This is a genomic window from Bartonella sp. AU18XJBT (assembly GCF_028618595.1).
Taxonomy (GTDB): domain Bacteria; phylum Pseudomonadota; class Alphaproteobacteria; order Rhizobiales; family Rhizobiaceae; genus Bartonella.
Genome location: NZ_JAQITE010000095.1, coordinates 1 through 2,709, shown reverse-complemented (window position 1 = coordinate 2,709; position 2,709 = coordinate 1). Strand labels below are relative to the sequence as shown.

Sequence of the window (2,709 nt, the reverse complement as noted above, 5' to 3'; positions counted from 1 at the left end):
CGCATTGCGAAAAATCTTTACATTTGCAAAAATACAAGCATATCCAGAAATTTTCGCATTGCCATAAATTTTTGTATCATTAAAGACACAAGCGTAATAATGAACGCAAGCATTATCAAAAATATGAGCATCCGGATAAATGCGTGCAAAACCATAAACCTTGGCATTGCCATAGACTTGACCAGCCACAACAGCCTTGCCATAAACACGGGCGTTTTCATAAATGCAAGCAACATTGTTTACATGAGCATAGCCACTTACAACGGCATCATCGTAAACCCGTGCATTGCTATAAACCTTGGCTTTCCCTCCGACCCAGCAATTGCCCTCATGAGAGAGGTTGCTTTCACCTTGTATAAAACCACCTAAATCGCCTTTTTTTACATCTCCAAAATCTCTTAAAGCTCTAATCCTATGAAGGGTTTTAAAGCCAACCTCTATTGTCTCACCTGTAAATTCATATTTTTTTGCAGGCTGTTGCTTATTAACGGGGGTGTTGTTTGAGATATTTGTCATAATTAAAACCTATCTGTTTAAAAGTTTTCAATTGACACCCTATAAGGCGCCGGGTGTTGAAAACACGGCAGATAGTCCGTTGCTATGCTTTTCCCTCGCGAAGGGTATTGTATAGCATAGCTACACCCGACAAAATTATCGTATATGCTAATTAAAGCATAAAAGATAGTCAGTTTTAATAGGATTAGGTTTATCGCAACCTCTTCGCTATCTGTTTAGTGTTTTCATCACTTGAATATTCATATAACAAAATACGTATTTATTGTCAAATAATATTTTATCTTTTTTGATATTTTTTCTTATTTTTTAAATACGTTGTGTATTTATAATATCTTATGCTTATTAATTTCTTCTTTTATATTTATGTGCTTTTAAAGCTATATTATTGGCTTTCTTAAACGATTGAGTTATTTTTTGAATCTATACATTTATAATATTTAGAAATGCTCTCATCATGCGTATTTTTAGCTTTATAACCTATCTGTTTTTTTACTAAATGAATTTAAATTTTTTTGTGAATTTTGTTTATAAAGGTCTCTAATGTAAACAACCTTAATAAAGCCGCGCTCTTATAACCAATGTGTTCATTTGCATGTGATTATGAAAGCCTACTTTTTTCACGCGTGCTTTATAGCTGTTATCTTCTTTATAGCCACCGCATCATTTTTCATTTTCATAAGAGAAACGATAAGTAGGATAATTGTAATTTATAAACCGTTATGAAAACATCTAAAGAGAGATTGATAATTATAGAGATCAGTAAAATTCCTTTTAATAGGCTTTTGTCAGTGATGTCAGTTTTGTCAGTTAACTCTAACCCCTATATTATTTTTTTTAAATGAGTAAAAATTAAAAACATTATATTTCAATATCTTAATACTTTTAAGACATAATTCATATCAATTGTACAATCTTTAAAGATAACCAATGATGTGAGTTGATTAAAACTTGTCAGTTATGTGTCAGTAAATTGAACTGACAAAATGATGATTTTAGTGAGTGATTAAAACGTGCTTTATGAAAAGCGTATGAAAGTAAAAACTGATTACGTTATTAAAATCCCTTGTATGAATTTTTATCAGTTTATTTAAATAGATAACCTTATGATTTTAGTGAGTGATTAAAACACGTCTTAAAAAAACATGTGATCCTTTAAAGCCTTTCAAAAGAAACGGTTTATAATCATAAAAATGCTATCAAGACGTATTTATAGATTTAAAGGTTGGTACTTAAAAAAATAATAAGAGTGAAAAGTTATTTTAAAACATATTAAGTGAATTTTCAAAAGACAGTTTATAATGATAAGAAATCCTATTAAGACTATTATGGTTATGAGTTTTGAGGATTTTGAAGATTTTGAGGGTTCCCTTTACCCCCTTTATATATTTTTTTTCAATCAAAAAATAAAAGTTATTATATTTCAATAAGTTATTTTTTTAATAAACAACCTATATCAAGATACAACCTATAAATACAACCCACGGTATATTTTTGAGGGTATTTTGAGGGTTTTAAAAACAGACAAAACCTATAAGTAATATAAGAAAATGAATATACATAACTCTTTTTAAACAAAGCTTTTGAAAGCTATAAAGCTATCATTTGAGATTGCGATATAATCTTTTAAAGGCAATGTAAAAAAATCTAATTCTGTTTAAGAGTGGATTTCTTATAAATCTTAAAGGCAATCCAAATAAGAGTATCTCAAAGTGCAAGTTTCTTCTTTTTAGAATAACGCATGATAAATTATCCTTTTAAAGATTGTATGTAAGCAATGTATAAAGGGGGTATAGACTGTTATAAGCTCTATACCCCTTATGCGTTTATCATACCCATTTGTGAGCATGCTTTATAAGTCTATTCAGTTTCTCTTATTTCCAATTTTGGTAGGTTCTTAACAATTTTCATTGTCTCTAAACTTACAGTAATAACCCTTTGAAACAATTCTAATGGATAAGCAGGGTTGCCAATGGTTTCAACAGCATAGCGATTGGCATCATTCACAATACCACTCTTTTTATCTGTTTTTACACATTGACGCCCCATAACCTATTCAAGAGCGGGTTTACCTTTGATAAGGTATTGATTTATAATGATAATTCACTGTTTTGTATGTTGAATGAGAGTCTCGAATATCGTAAGATTCTCTCATTTCAAAGCTGTTTATGTTGAATCAAATAAAACCACTCATTT

At 29.9% G+C, this 2,709-nt stretch carries 1 protein-coding gene and 1 pseudogene; both read right to left on the bottom strand.

Annotated features, from left to right (window positions below; all coding sequences use genetic code 11):
* A partial coding sequence (locus PVV60_RS10015) for a hypothetical protein (RefSeq protein ID WP_273724619.1) occupies positions 1–516 on the bottom strand: 516 nt, incomplete at its 3' end.
* Between the two features lie 1,857 nt (positions 517–2,373).
* Positions 2,374–2,601: pseudogene (locus PVV60_RS10010) on the bottom strand (hypothetical protein); the annotation flags it as partial.
* Positions 2,602–2,709: the final 108 nt, after the last annotated feature.